Annotated in this window: 9 protein-coding genes; 4 read left to right on the top strand and 5 right to left on the bottom strand. The window is 60.1% G+C overall.

What is annotated here, in order from left to right:
* Positions 1-29 precede the first annotated feature (29 nt).
* The 3 genes from glgB to QRN33_RS23640 all read right to left on the bottom strand — a co-directional run bounded on the left by glgB (position 30) and on the right by QRN33_RS23640 (position 7781).
* Entirely contained in the window at positions 30-2261 is a 2232-nt protein-coding gene (gene glgB, locus QRN33_RS23650; RefSeq protein WP_123420190.1) for a 1,4-alpha-glucan branching protein GlgB, read from the bottom strand.
* Positions 2262-2263: 2 nt separating this feature from the next.
* Positions 2264-5605, bottom strand: a complete 3342-nt coding sequence (gene treS, locus QRN33_RS23645; RefSeq protein WP_285410448.1) for a maltose alpha-D-glucosyltransferase — start codon at positions 5603-5605, stop codon at positions 2264-2266.
* Between the two features lie 178 nt (positions 5606-5783).
* Positions 5784-7781, bottom strand: coding sequence for an alpha-1,4-glucan--maltose-1-phosphate maltosyltransferase (locus tag QRN33_RS23640; RefSeq protein WP_064362180.1), 1998 nt, complete (start codon positions 7779-7781; stop codon positions 5784-5786).
* A 217-nt stretch (positions 7782-7998) separates the two neighbouring features.
* Here QRN33_RS23640 and QRN33_RS23635 point away from each other — a divergent pair, with 217 nt between their 5' ends.
* Entirely contained in the window at positions 7999-8157 is a 159-nt protein-coding gene (locus tag QRN33_RS23635) for a hypothetical protein (RefSeq protein WP_165839195.1), read from the top strand.
* Positions 8158-8278: 121 nt separating this feature from the next.
* Here QRN33_RS23635 and QRN33_RS23630 read toward each other — a convergent pair whose 3' ends face one another.
* Complete coding sequence (locus tag QRN33_RS23630; protein ID WP_042609858.1) at positions 8279-8791, bottom strand: MgtC/SapB family protein; 513 nt, start codon at positions 8789-8791, stop codon at positions 8279-8281.
* Positions 8792-8915: 124 nt separating this feature from the next.
* On the opposite strand from QRN33_RS23630, the gene QRN33_RS23625 reads away from it, so the two are divergent.
* The 3 genes from QRN33_RS23625 (at position 8916) to mapR (ending at position 12438) form a co-directional block, all read left to right on the top strand.
* Positions 8916-9164 (top strand): DUF3203 family protein, encoded by a 249-nt coding sequence (locus QRN33_RS23625; protein WP_258641375.1) that lies wholly within the window; start codon positions 8916-8918, stop codon positions 9162-9164.
* Positions 9165-9359: 195 nt separating this feature from the next.
* Positions 9360-10790 carry a cytochrome c oxidase accessory protein CcoG gene (gene ccoG, locus QRN33_RS23620; RefSeq protein ID WP_285410444.1) on the top strand — a complete coding sequence of 477 codons (1431 nt, stop codon included), beginning with the start codon at positions 9360-9362 and terminating at the stop codon, positions 10788-10790.
* Positions 10791-11028: 238 nt separating this feature from the next.
* Positions 11029-12438: a GntR family transcriptional regulator MpaR gene (gene mapR, locus QRN33_RS23615; protein ID WP_285410442.1), complete on the top strand. Its 1410-nt coding sequence runs from the start codon at positions 11029-11031 to the stop codon at positions 12436-12438.
* 125 nt (positions 12439-12563) lie between these two features.
* Here the strand turns inward: mapR and QRN33_RS23610 are convergent, their stop codons facing one another.
* Positions 12564-13310: an SDR family oxidoreductase gene (locus tag QRN33_RS23610; RefSeq protein ID WP_064362173.1), complete on the bottom strand. Its 747-nt coding sequence runs from the start codon at positions 13308-13310 to the stop codon at positions 12564-12566.
* Positions 13311-13451: the final 141 nt, after the last annotated feature.

Raw genomic sequence — 13451 nt, 5'->3', positions numbered from 1 at the left:
CTTCGCGAGCAGGCTCGCTCCCACAGGTGCTAGCCCTGCGGCTTGAGGATCAACACTGCCAACGGTGGCAGATTCAGTTCCAGCGACAAGGATTGACCATGGCTAGGCACTTCTTCGGTCAACGCTCCGCCGCCATTGCCGTAATTTGAGCCGGCATAAATGTCAGCGTCACTGTTGAACAACTCGGTCCAGCGCCCGGCAAACGGTACCCCGACCCGATACGACTGGCGCGGTACCGGTGTGAAGTTCGCAACCACCAGCACTGGCGAACCGTCCTTGCTCCAGCGCAGCCAGGCGTAGACGCTGTTGATCGCATCATCACCAATCAACCACTGGAAGCCCTGCGGCGCGTCGTCCTGATCGTGCAACGCCGGCTCTTCGCGATACAGCCGATTGAGATCGCCGACCAGTTTCTGCACACCTTTGTGCTCGGAGTACTGCAGCAGGTACCAGTCCAGCTGCTGATCGTGGTTCCACTCGCGCCATTGGCCAAACTCACAGCCCATGAACAACAACTTCTTGCCCGGGTGAGTCCACATGAAGCTCAGATAGGCGCGCAGGTTGGCAAATTTCTGCCAGCGATCACCGGGCATCTTGTCGATCAGCGAGTGCTTACCGTGCACCACTTCGTCGTGGGAGATCGGCAGGATGAAGCGTTCGGACCAGGCGTAGACCAGACCAAAGCTCAACTCGTTGTGGTGATGGGCGCGATACACCGGATCCTGCTGGATGTAGTGCAGCGAATCGTGCATCCAGCCCATGTTCCATTTGTAGGAGAAGCCTAGGCCACCCTGCTGGGTGCTTTGGCTGACCCCGGGCCATGCGGTGGACTCTTCGGCAATCACCAGCGCACCCGGAGCTTCCAGCTCAACCACATCATTCAAATGACGCAGGAAGTCGATGGCTTCGAGGTTCTCGCGCCCACCGTGACGGTTCGGTACCCATTCGCCAGCCTTGCGCGAATAGTCGCGATACAGCATCGACGCCACCGCATCGACACGCAGGCCATCGATATGGAAGTGCTTCAGCCAGTGCAGCGCCGAGGCGAGCATGTAGCCGTGCACTTCGGTGCGACCGAGGTTGTAGATCAGCGTGTCCCAATCCTGGTGGAAGCCTTCCAGCGGGTTGCCATATTCGTACAGCGCGGTGCCGTCGAACTGTGCCAGACCGTGGGTATCAGTCGGGAAATGCGCCGGCACCCAGTCGAGAATCACACCGATGTCGGCCTGGTGACAGGCATTGACGAAAGCGGCGAACTGATCCGGCGTGCCGTAGCGCGCGCTTGGGGCAAATTGCGAGAGCAACTGATAGCCCCAGGAACCGCCGAACGGGTGCTCCATGATCGGCATCAATTCGATGTGAGTGAAGCCCAGCTCTTTGACGTAAGGAATCAGCCGCTCAGCCAGTTCCGGCCAGGTGTACTGACGCGCCACTTCACCCAGATCATCCAGTTCGCACTGCCAGGAACCGGCGTGCAACTCGTAGATCGACAGAGGCTTGGAGCGCTGCTGGCGATCCTGGCGGGCATTCATCCAGTCGTGATCCTGCCAGTCGATCTGCAGCGGCGAGGCAACTTTCGACGCGGTGTCCGGCGGCAGGCTGGTAGCCAGCGCCATCGGGTCGGCCTTGAGTGGCAGAATGCCGTGGGCACCGAGTATTTCGTACTTGTACAACTCCCCCGCTTGCAGGCGCGGGATGAACAACTCCCAGACGCCGGAAGGATGGCGCAGGCGCATCGGGTGACGGCGCCCGTCCCAGACGTTGAAATCACCGACCACCGACACCCGGCGGGCATTCGGCGCCCACACGGCAAAACGCACACCGTCAACACCATCAACGGTTTTCAGCTGCGCACCGAGGCACGCGCTGAGGTCGCGGTGATTGCCTTCGGCGAACAGATACAAATCCATCTCGCCGAGCAACTGGCCAAAGCTGTACGGATCTTCGGCAACCTGCTCGCCACCGGCCCAGCGCGTGCGCAGCAGGTACCGGCGCGCCTGATCGAAATGGCCGACAAACAGCCCCGGCGTTTCGGTCATCTGCAGCGGACCGATTTCCTCACCGCTGTCCTTGTCCAGCACCGAGACACTCAGCGCGCCCGGCAGATAGGCCCGGATGAACTGCCCACCGGCGCCATCGCCGTGCGGGCCGAGGATCGAAAACGGGTCCTGATGTTCAGCGCGTACCAAGGCATCGATGTCGCGTGCCGAGGGTAACAATGCTTCCTTTACCACACCCTGTTCCTTGTTCGAGAAACTCATGACTACTCTCCACCAAGATCGGAAAAGGGTTTAAGCCCAGTCAATAATCCATACAAGCCGTGCAATGGCACGGGCAGCCACGTTGGGCGGTTTTCCGCTTCGTAGGCCACTTCATAAGCGGCTTTTTCCAGGCCGAACAACGCCAGCGCGGCGTCGGCGCCTTGAGGATCCTGCCAAGCATGCTCAAGACTAGCTGCCGCCTCGCGATATGCCTGCACAAATGCCTCGCGTGCCTCGCGCAGATAACGCTCAGCGACGCGTTTGCGCGCTGTTTCAGCTTCAGTGCTGTTATCAACGTTGTGCACGTTGATAGTCATCGCCGCTGCGTAATCGAACGAGCGCAATACACCGCTGACGTCCTTGTACGGGCTGTGCTTGCCGCGACGTTCGCTCAACGGCCGCGCCGGTTCGCCCTCGAAGTCGATCAGGTAGGCATCGCCCTTGATCACCAGTACCTGACCCAAATGCAAGTCGCCGTGCACCCGGATGCGCAAACCACCGGTGGCTTTCTTCGCCAGGTCCTGCACATGGGCAAGAATGGTTTTCTTCTCATCGAGCAGACGCTTGACCAGTTTCTGATCCGCGGCGTTCAACTCGCCTTGATGCTGCTTGAGCAATTTCAAGGCATGTTCAACCTGCGCGGTGACGTCCTTGCTTGTCGCGGCCATGTCCTTGCTCGACGACACCTGCGGAGCAAAGTCGGCGTTGTCGGTTGGTGCAGCAAGCACCTGATGCATCTCGCCAAGACGCTGGCCGAGCATGCCGGCGAAGTCTTTCAGCTCGCCCAAGGCGTTGTAATGCTGCTCCTGCTCGGACATGGCGTCGGCCAGTTCGTCGCGCAGCGCCCGCTCGAGGTTGTTTTGCGTCCATTCCCACGCGTCGCCCTGATTGCTCAGATAGCCCTGGGCGATCATCAGCAGGTTATCTTCGCCCTGTGCGTCACGGCGAATCACCGAACCGAGCAGTGGAGAGATATTGGCAAACCCGGCCTCGGTCAGGTAAGCGCTCATCTCCAGTTCCGGGTGTACGCCTGAAGCGACTTTGCGTATCAGCTTAAGCACCAGGCTGTTGCCGATCACCACCGAACTGTTCGATTGCTCGGCGGACAGGTAGCGCACATCCGACTCGGCGCCAAGGCCAAGTTTTTCCAGATGCGGGGTCTGTTCAAAGCGGATTTCGCCTTCGATCGACTCCAATACCGTGTTGTTCTGCATGCCTTGCAGCACCGCGCGGACAAAGGTTTCCAGACTGAATGCATCAGTGATCAAGCCAACCTGACGCACACGGCGTACACGCGACAGCGCCAATTGCTGCGGTAACGGCGGGCCGACGTGGTCTTCGGCAATGAAGCCGAACGGCAGTTGATAACGATTGGTCTGGCCGCCACTGGTGACCTCGACTTCGCTGAGCAGCACCGGATGCTGGGCATCGCCGAAGCGCACACCGTAAGCCAGATTGACCTTTTCGATACCCGCGTCCTTGCCGGCGAACCAGCGACGGTTCTGCAGCCAGCTCGGCAGGATGCTTTGCTCCAGCGTCGTACGCGACGGCGCTTCGAGCAGTTCTTCCATGCGTTTTTTCAGCACCAGCGTAGTGAAGTCCGGCAGGCTCTGCGCCGGCTCGACGTGCCAGCTCGGCATCTGGTTTTCCGCTGCCAGGGCGAACCAATAGAAGCCGTACGGCGCCAGGGTCAGGAGGAAATTCAACTGGCCGATCGGCGGGAACGCGTTACCGCCAAGCATTTCCACCGGCACCATGCCGACGTAAGCCGACAGATCCAGTTCGACCGCTTGCGCACTGCGCGAGACGTTGGCCACGCACAGAATGATCTCGTGCTTGCCGTCGGCGTCGGTGTATTCACGGGTGTAGGCCAGCACGCGACGGTTGCTCGGCGAGAGCATTTTCAACGTGCCACGGCCGAACGCCTTCGACTGCTTGCGCACCGCCAGCAGACGCCGCGTCCAGTTCAACAGCGAATGCGGGTCGCCGGACTGGGTTTCGACGTTGACCGACTGATAGCCATACTGCGGATCCATGATCGGCGGCAGCACCAGACTCGCCGGATCAGCGCGGGAGAAACCACCGTTGCGGTCGATCGACCATTGCATCGGCGTACGCACGCCGTCGCGGTCGCCGAGGTAGATGTTGTCGCCCATACCGATTTCGTCGCCGTAATACAGGGTCGGCGTGCCGGGCATCGACAGCAACAGGCTGTTGAGCAGCTCAATACGGCGGCGGTCGCGCTCCATCAACGGCGCGAGACGACGTCGAATGCCGAGGTTGATCCGCGCGCGACGGTCAGCCGCGTAGTAATTCCACAGATAATCGCGCTCGCGATCGGTGACCATTTCCAGGGTCAGCTCATCGTGGTTGCGCAGGAAAATCGCCCACTGGCAGTTCGCTGGGATTTCCGGGGTCTGGCGGAGGATGTCGGTGATCGGGAAACGGTCTTCCTGGGCCAGTGCCATGTACATGCGCGGCATCAGCGGGAAGTGGAACGCCATGTGGCATTCGTCGCCATTCAACCCAGCAGCATCGGTGTCACCGAAATACAGCTGAGTGTCTTCCGGCCATTGGTTGGCCTCGGCCAGCAGCATGCGATCGGGATAGTTGGCGTCGATCTCGGCACGGATCTGCTTGAGGACGTCGTGGGTCTCGGGCAGGTTTTCGTTGTTGGTGCCGTCGCGCTCGATCAGGTACGGAATCGCGTCGAGGCGCAGACCGTCGATGCCCATGTCCAGCCAGTAACGCATCACCGACAGCACGGCTTTCATTACTTGCGGGTTGTCGAAGTTCAGATCCGGCTGGTGGGAATAGAAACGGTGCCAGAAATACTGGCCGGCTACCGGATCCCAGGTCCAGTTGGACTTCTCGGTGTCGAGGAAAATGATCCGCGTGCCGTCGTATTTCTGGTCGTCATCGGACCAGACATAGAAGTCCCGTGCCGCTGAACCGGGCTTGGCTTTGCGTGCACGCTGGAACCACGGGTGCTGGTCGGAAGTGTGGTTGATGACCAGCTCGGTGATCACCCGCAGCCCGCGCTTGTGCGCTTCGGCGATGAAACGCTTGGCGTCGGCCATCGTCCCGTAGTCGCTGTGCACACCACGGTATTCGGCGATGTCGTAACCGTCGTCGCGGCGTGGCGAGGGATAGAACGGCAGCAACCAGATGGTGTTTACGCCGAGGTCGGCAATGTAATCGAGTTTGGCGATAAGCCCGGGAAAGTCGCCGATCCCGTCATTGTTGGAGTCGAAAAACGATTTGACGTGAACCTGGTAGATCACCGCGTCCTTGTACCAGAGCGGGTCTTTGATGAAGGCGGCTGCCTTGGGTTTCTTCGCCATGTGGAACTCCTGTTGAATGCTGAAAGCCACAGCAGAAACCCTGTGGCGAGGGAGCTTGCTCCCGCTGGGTTGCGAAGCAACCCCCAATGCATTGATACGAACTTACGGTGCCTGCGGGCTTTGCGACTGCTGTGCAGTCGAGCGGGAGCGAGCTCCCTCGCCACAGGTGCGCCATTTACTACGTAGCGCTGATCCGCCAAATCCCGAACGGCTGATACGCCGGGTCGATGCGCATGAACTGGTACTTGCCGTGCCAGTCCCAGCGATGGCCGTTCATCAGGTCTTCGCCGTGGGTGGTGGCGTCGTCCGGCAGGCCCATTTCCCACAACGGCAGTTCGAAATTCGCTTCCTGCACGTTATGCGGGTCAAGGCTGACTGCGACCAGAATGAAGTTGCTGCCATCAGCGCTGCGCTTGCCGAAGTACAGAATGTTGTCGTTCCAGGCGTTGTAGATTTTCAGGCCCAGATGCGTATGCAGCGCCGGGTTCTGCCGACGAATACGGTTGAGCTGGGCGATCTCGGCAATAATGTTGCCCGGGGCGGTAAAATCGCGGACGCGGATTTCATACTTCTCCGAATCCAGATATTCCTCTTTGCCCGGCACCGGTGCCGATTCGCACAACTCGAAGCCGGAATACATGCCCCACAGACCGGAGCCCATGGTTGCCAATGCAGCACGGATGAGGAAACCGGGACGGCCTGACTCGTGCAGGAACGCCGGGTTGATGTCCGGGGTATTGACGAAGAAATTCGGTCGGTAGCATTCGCGCCATGGCGACTGGTTTAGCTCGGTGAAATATTCCGCCAGCTCGGCCTTAGTATTGCGCCAGGTGAAATAGGTGTAGCTCTGCGAGTAACCGACCTTGCCCAGACGCGCCATCATCGCCGGCGTGGTGAAGGCCTCGGCGAGGAAGATCACTTCCGGATACAGGGTGCGCACATCGGCAATCAGCCATTGCCAGAACGGCAGCGGTTTGGTGTGCGGGTTGTCGACGCGGAAGATTTTTACGCCCTCCTTGACCCAGCCGACGACAATGTCGCGCAACTCGACCCACAGGCTCGGAATCGCATCCGGCGCGTAGAAGTCGACGTTGACGATGTCCTGGTATTTCTTCGGCGGGTTTTCGGCGTATTTGATCGTGCCGTCCGGGCGCCAGTTGAACCATCCCGGATGTTCCTTGAGCCACGGGTGATCCTGGGAACACTGGATGGCGAAGTCGAGAGCGATTTCCAGCCCATGATCGGCAGCAGCAGCCACCAACCGGCGGAAATCTTCACGGGTGCCGAGCTGCGAGTGAATCGCTTCGTGACCGCCCTCCTCGCTGCCGATCGCGTACGGGCTGCCTGGATCGTCTGGCCCGGCGGTGAGGGAATTGTTGCGGCCCTTGCGGTGGGCGCGGCCGATCGGATGAATCGGCGTGAAGTACAACACGTCGAAGCCCATGTCCTGAATCATCGGCAGGCGCGAGTGAACGTCGTTGAACGTGCCGTGCCGCTTGGGATCGTCGGTAATCGAGCGCGGAAACAGCTCGTACCAACTAGCGAACTCGGCGAGTTCGCGCTCGACGTCCATTGGAAATTCCGCACTGATGCTCAGATAGGCGCGGTGGTCGGCCTGAGCCATCAAATCCGCACTGCGCGAGTGCAGAAACAGCGCGACCTGCTCGGTTTCGAGCAGGCCGGACAATTCATGGTGCAGCGCCGCCAGCTGCTCGCTGAGCTGACCTTCGCTGCGCTCGGCGGCCTGTTGCACCATGGTCCGGCCTTCCTGCAGTTCCAGAGACACCGGCACCGCAGCGTTGTGTTTCTTCTCCAGTTCGTACTGGAAGCTGGCGAAATGGTCGATCCACGCTTCTATGCAATATAGATAGCGGCCCTGTTCCTCGGGACGGAACTGGCCTTGCCAGGTGTTGTTGCCCTGATCGGACATGACCTCGGTCTGCCAGGTTTCCTGGCCTTCCTCGCGCCAGCGGATGCGTACGGCGAGCTTGTCATGGCCGTCGGCAAACACCTTGCTGGTCACCACCACTTCGCGCCCGGCAATCGACTTGACGGCAAACTGGCCGCCGTCGAGGGTCGGCATGGTGTTTTCGATGACGATACGTGGCAGCAGTAATGCCTGCGACAGCGGCATGTGCGGGTTGTAACTCAGCTCTGAAGGTCTTTCAGCAGTCATTGAGCATCTCTCCTTAACGCCCCAAGGACGCTCTTGTGCCGGAACAGTATTCGCGACAAAGCGCCGGCCCTGTCATGAACTCACTTAGGTTCCGAGCAACCGGCGCGGGGAAAAGTTCAGATGAAATTAACAAGACAAAGCCGCGGATCGAATTTGCCGTGGCCGGGTCAACTCACTTAAGCACGTCCCACGCCATGTGCCATAAGGAGGTCACCAGATGAGCATCCCGATCCCGGCCCACACGCCTGATCCGAACATCGACAAACCCACCCTGCCTGAGACCGAGCCGCCACCGGTGCCCGAGCAAGAACCGCCCGGCACCACGCCACCGCCAAAGGAAGAACCGCCGAGCACCATGCCACCGGTTATCCTCTGACCACTGCATGTCTCTCTGCCATCCCTGTAGGAGCTGCCGAAGGCTGCGATTCATTTTTGCCGCGCTGCAAATGAAAAAGATCGCAGCCTTCGGCAGCTCCTACACGGGACCGAGCGATCGGCTAGAGGTGGTCGTTCTTGTCGACATCCTTTTCGAACACTCTCACCACGTGCGGCATCACATTGAAGATCGCCAGCGCCAGGATGGTGCTGAGCAATGCCGTCGCTTCCTTGCCCAGCCCCGCCGCCACGCCGATCGCCGCCGTCATCCATAAACCGGCAGCTGTGGTCAGGCCTTTGACATGAGCTTCATCGCCCTGCTGATTTTTCAGAATCGTGCCGGCGCCGAGGAAGCCGATCCCGGCAATCACACCCTGCAACACGCGACTCATCGCATCGGATTCTGCGCCCGAGGTCTGCGGCACCAGAACAAACAGCGCTGCCCCCAAGGCCACCAGCATGTGCGTGCGCACCCCGGCGGCCTTGCCTTTATGTTCACGCTCGAAACCGAGAATCCCACCGAGTAATGCCGCCATCACCAGACGTACGGTGATCCGCGTCAATTGCGAGGCATCACCGATGTCGGCAAATTCGGCTTGCATCGTTGCCCACACTTCATCCCACCAGTCTTCCATCGTGCTTCCCTTGTTATTGGTTCGATAATCGATGGACAACAGCGACCATTAATCGGTTGCGCAGAACGATCGGCACGCTGCGCGTCCTAACGTGCAGACCTCCCTGCAAAAAAGGACTGCCGACATGCCCGTGCGAATCGATGAATCCAACCCTGAGCAGAAAGTGTGTTTTTTCACCGTCGAACACGGCGAGGAAATCCGCATCTGCGACACCCTCGAAGTCATGACCGATAGCGAAAAAGCCATGTCGTACGTGGACATCGAAGGTAAACGCACCTACATCACTGAAGCCGAGGCTGACGCCTTGACCGTCGCCGGGGCCAGGGACGGGCGCAAACACCTGAAGGCTGATGACACTGATTCGGTGGTTTGACTGATCTCGCTCAATACTCGGCGCAAATGCCTGCGCCAGGCGTTTGCGCCGCGCCCGGCCTGATGCTTCAAGTTGTCGCAGGCCTTGCGCCAAAACTCATCTGATCCGCTTTTTATTGCCAGACCTGAATCTGTTCTGCTAACAGATCGGCGCTCATAGTGCATCAGCCTGATGGAGGCTGATGAGCGAACGACCATGAGCGAGCAAATCCCCGTCCGAACCGTAGAAGCATCGCCGACGATAAAAAACGTCCCCGCGCGCCCGCTGAGGGCAATTGCCCAATCCAGCGACAAGCAGATCCACACCCGCAGTTTCACCGGTCTGTTCCGCAACTTGCGCATAAGCGGCGCCGGGTTTTTGTTTGTGTTGTTCTTCGGCACTGTCTGGCTCAACTGGGGCGGCCGCCAGGCGGTGCTGTGGGATTTGTCGGAAAGCAAATTCCACATTTTCGGCGCGACATTCTGGCCGCAGGATTTCATTCTGCTTTCGGCGCTGCTGATCATCGCCGCGTTCGGTCTGTTCGCGATTACCGTGTTCGCCGGGCGGGTATGGTGCGGTTACACCTGCCCGCAGAGTTCGTGGACCTGGATCTTCATGTGGTGCGAGAAGATCACCGAAGGCGAGCGCAACCAGCGGATCAAACTGCAAGCCGCGCCGTGGGGCCTTAACAAACTGGCGCGCCGCGCGGCCAAGCACACGCTGTGGCTGGCAATCAGCGTGATGACCGGCCTGACCTTCGTCGGCTACTTCACTCCTATCCGGCCATTGGCCGAAGAATTGCTGACCCTGCAAATCGGTGGCGTCAGCCTGTTCTGGGTGCTGTTTTTCGCTGCCGCCACCTACATCAACGCCGGTTGGCTGCGCGAAGCGGTGTGCATGCACATGTGCCCATATGCGCGATTCCAGAGTGTGATGTTCGACAAGGACACGCTGACCATTGCCTACGACGCCGCCCGTGGCGAAAACCGTGGCCCGCGCAAGCGTGACGTGCGCCCGGTCGAAGCAGGCCTGGGCGACTGCATCGACTGCCAGTTGTGCGTGCAGGTCTGCCCGACCGGCATCGACATCCGCGACGGTTTGCAAATGGAATGCATCGGCTGCGCGGCGTGCATCGATGCCTGCGACTCGATCATGGACAAAATGCATTACCCGCGCGGCTTGATCCGCTACAGTTCCGAGCGCGAACTGCAGGGCGGCAAGACCCATCTGCTGCGTCCGCGTCTGATTGGCTACACGGCGGTGCTGGTGGTGATGATTGGAGCGTTGGTGCTGGCCTTGATCGAGCGTCCAATGGTGTCACTGGACGTGACCAAGGATCGCGGGTTGTTCCGCGAGAATGCTCAGGGGCAGATCGAGAATATCTACTCGCTCAAGGTGATCAACAAGACTCAGCAGCGCCAGGAGTATCGGTTGAGTCTGGTGGATGGCGATGGGTTTGAATTGCAGGGCAAAACGCAACTGAGCCTGGCGCCGGGAGAGATTGTCGATGTGCCGGTGTCGGTGGCGATGACTTCAGAGCGCCCGGCCAGTAGTTCGCAGACGTTGAGTTTCAGGATTGAAGACAGTGACGAGCCGCGGGTTTACAGCGTGGCGAAGAGCCGGTTTGTGGCGCCGATGAATCGTTGAGGAGCTGGCATTGCTGCCCTCACCCCAGCCCTCTCCCGGAGGGAGAGGGAGCCGACCGAGGTGTCTGTCGCTATGCATCGACCTGAAAGACCGAGTCGATTATGGATTCGGCAAAGCACTGTCAGGTCGGCGTATTTCATCAGCATCCCCCAATCAGTCCCCTCTCCCTCTGGGAGAGGGCTAGGGTGAGGGCTCCTTCCCTGACACCCCACACAATCAAGTCCACCAAGGCCCACCGATGAAACGCTACGAAAAATTCGCCGACGACATCGCTGAACTGATTCGCTCTGGCGTGCTCGGTCCCGGCCAGCGCGTGCCGTCGGTGCGCTATGCCAGCCAGACTTACGGGGTCAGCCCGTCGACGGTGTTCCAAGCCTATTACCTGCTCGAACGCCGCGGCCTGATCCGCGCCCGGCCGCGTTCCGGGTACTTCGTCAACGCCCATACGCCGAACACGTTCTCCGAGCCGGTCATCAGCAGCCAGGTCAACGAATCAACCGAAGTCGACGTCAGCGAACTGGTGTTCTCGGTACTTGACTCGATCAAGGATCCGAACACCGTGCCGTTCGGCTCGGCATTCCCCAGTCCGACCCTGTTCCCGCTGCAGCGTCTGTCGCGCTCCCTGGCCAGCGCCGCGCGGGAGATGGATCCGCGCATGGTCGTCACCGACATGTCGCCGGGCAACCCGCAACTGCGTCGACAGATCGCCCTGCGCTACATGGTCGGCGGGCTGATGCTGCCAATGGAAGAATTGCTCATCACCAACGGCGCGCTCGAAGCGCTAAACCTGTGCCTGCAAGCGGTGACCGAACCCGGTGATCTGGTGGCCATCGAAGCCCCGGCATTCTACGCCAGCCTGCAAGTGCTCGAGCGTCTGAAGCTCAAAGCGGTGGAGATCCCCGTGCACCCGCGTGACGGCATCGACCTTGGCGTGCTCGCGCAAACCCTGGAACGTCATCCGATCAAGGCCTGCTGGTGCATGACCAGTTTCCAGAATCCGATGGGCGCGAGCATGCCCGAGGCGAAAAAACAGGAACTGGTCGGACTGCTGCGTCAGCATCAGGTGCCGTTGATCGAGGACGATGTCTACGCCGAACTCTATTACGGTCAGCAGGCGCCGAAACCGGCCAAGGCCTTCGACACCGAAGGACTGGTCATGCATTGCGGCTCGTTCGCCAAGAGCCTCGCCCCCGGCTATCGCGTTGGCTGGGTCGCCGCCGGGCGTTATGCGCAGAAAGTCGAACGGCTGAAATTGATGACCTCGCTGTGCGCGTCGATGCCGGCGCAAGCGGCGATCGCCGACTATCTGCAACACGGCGGCTACGATCGGCACCTGCGCAAGCTGCGTTATGCCCTGGAAGAACAGCAGCGCGCGATGCTCGCAGCGATCGCCCGTTACTTCCCCGCGCAGACCCGGGTCAGCCAACCGGCCGGCGGCTATTTTCTGTGGCTGGAATTGCCGGAGCAGATGGATTCGCTGAAATTGTTTCAAATGGCGCTGGCACAAGGCATCAGCATCGCGCCGGGGCCGATTTTCTCGCCGACCCAGCGCTTCAGGAATTGTATTCGCTTGAACTACGGCAGCCCGTGGACCGAGGAATCGGAGAAGGCCATGGAGACGTTGGGGCGGATTGTGCGGTCGTTTTGATGATTATGTGTTGGCCGGGCCATTGCTATCGCGAGCAAGCTCACTCCTACATTTGAATTGCGATTCCCTTGTAGGAGTGAGCCTGCTCGCGATGGCGCCAAACCAGACAACACAAACCCAAAGCCCTAGCGCCCACCCCCCAAATCAACAAACGTCCCGGTCGCATACGAAGCCTTGTCCGACAGCAACCAGACAATCGCCTCGGCCACTTCATCCGGCCGCCCGCCCCGGGCCATGGGAATCGCCGACTCAAGCTTGCTGACCCGATCCGGATCGCCGCTCAAGGCATGGAAGTCGGTATAGATGTAGCCCGGACGCACGGCATTAACGCGAATCCCCTCGCCGGCGACTTCCTTGGACAGACCCACCGTGAACGTGTCCAGCGCACCTTTGGACGCGGCGTAATCGACGTACTCGTTCGGCGAACCGAGCCGTGCGGCGACTGAGGAGACGTTGACGATACTTCCGCCCTGCCCGCCATGTTTGGGCGACATGCGCAGGATCGCGTGTTTGGCGCAGAGGATCGGCGCCAGCACGTTGGTTTTCATGATTTTGAGGATGCGGAATTCGGACATTTCATCGACTCGCGACTTCTGTCCGACGGTGCCGGCGTTGTTGACCAGCGCGGTGACCCGGCCCAGTTCGCTGTCGACGCGCTGAAACATCGCGATCACTTCGTCTTCGATACTGACATCGGCGCGAACCGCAATGGCCTGGGCGCCCAAGGCTCGAACCTGCTCGAGCACGCTGTGTGCGGCCTGTTCATCCGACTGATAGTTGATGCAGATCCGGTAGCCCTGTGCGGCTGCCAACAAAGCCGTGGCAGCGCCGATTCCGCGCCCGCCACCGGTGATGACAATGACTTTATCCATGCTGGCCTTCTCCCACGTGCACACGTAACAGTCGGGGCCAAGAATAACTGCGAATGACGGGTTTTGCATGGGCTGTGTCAATGGCCCGAATCTTGATCCCGTCTGCAGGTTCACGACATTGTGGCGAGGGAGCTTGCTCCC

It is taken from the genome of Pseudomonas sp. FR229a, from assembly GCF_030209115.1.
In the GTDB taxonomy this organism is placed as follows: Bacteria; Pseudomonadota; Gammaproteobacteria; order Pseudomonadales; family Pseudomonadaceae; genus Aquipseudomonas; species Aquipseudomonas moraviensis_A.
Note: the sequence above shows the minus strand (reverse complement) of the source record. Positions and strands in the feature narration are given on the sequence as shown.

Coding starts and splice junctions, on each gene's coding strand:
- glgB (WP_123420190.1), bottom strand. CDS start 2,261: ATGAGTTTCTCGAACAAGGAACAGGGTGTGGTAAAGGAAGCATTGTTA.
- treS (WP_285410448.1), bottom strand. CDS start 5,605: ATGGCGAAGAAACCCAAGGCAGCCGCCTTCATCAAAGACCCGCTCTGG.
- QRN33_RS23640 (WP_064362180.1), bottom strand. CDS start 7,781: ATGACTGCTGAAAGACCTTCAGAGCTGAGTTACAACCCGCACATGCCG.
- QRN33_RS23635 (WP_165839195.1), top strand. CDS start 7,999: ATGAGCATCCCGATCCCGGCCCACACGCCTGATCCGAACATCGACAAA.
- QRN33_RS23630 (WP_042609858.1), bottom strand. CDS start 8,791: ATGGAAGACTGGTGGGATGAAGTGTGGGCAACGATGCAAGCCGAATTT.
- QRN33_RS23625 (WP_258641375.1), top strand. CDS start 8,916: ATGCCCGTGCGAATCGATGAATCCAACCCTGAGCAGAAAGTGTGTTTT.
- ccoG (WP_285410444.1), top strand. CDS start 9,360: ATGAGCGAGCAAATCCCCGTCCGAACCGTAGAAGCATCGCCGACGATA.
- mapR (WP_285410442.1), top strand. CDS start 11,029: ATGAAACGCTACGAAAAATTCGCCGACGACATCGCTGAACTGATTCGC.
- QRN33_RS23610 (WP_064362173.1), bottom strand. CDS start 13,310: ATGGATAAAGTCATTGTCATCACCGGTGGCGGGCGCGGAATCGGCGCT.